Source organism: Planococcus chinensis (assembly GCF_020071995.1).
GTDB lineage: Bacteria > Bacillota > Bacilli > Bacillales_A > Planococcaceae > Planococcus > Planococcus chinensis_A.
On record NZ_JABWTK010000054.1, the window covers coordinates 1 to 329 of the forward strand.

Genomic DNA, 329 nt, shown 5'->3' on the forward strand with positions numbered 1-329 from the left:
GGGGTGAAGTCGTAACAAGGTAGCCGTATCGGAAGGTGCGGCTGGATCACCTCCTTTCTAAGGATATATTCGGAACGAAACCTGCGGGTTTCGGTTGACGTTTTGCGTTCAGTTTTGAAGGTTCACCTTCGGCGATGCCGAGTTGGAACTTCAACCCTTGTTCTTTGAAAACTGGATATGACGACATTGAAACAACGAAACAAAGCAACACGAGTGATGAGACCGATTTTTTCGGTCGACTTTCTAATGGTTAAGTTAGAAAGGGCGCACGGTGGATGCCTTGGCACTAGGAGCCGAAGAAGGACGGCACTAACACCGATATGCTCCGG

At 48.9% G+C, this 329-nt stretch carries 2 rRNA genes; both read left to right on the top strand.

The annotated features are described in order from the left end of the window. Positions 1-57 (top strand): 16S ribosomal RNA (locus HU147_RS19275); the annotation flags it as partial. A gap of 191 nt (positions 58-248) precedes the next feature. Further along, a 23S ribosomal RNA gene (locus HU147_RS19280) occupies positions 249-329 on the top strand; the annotation flags it as partial.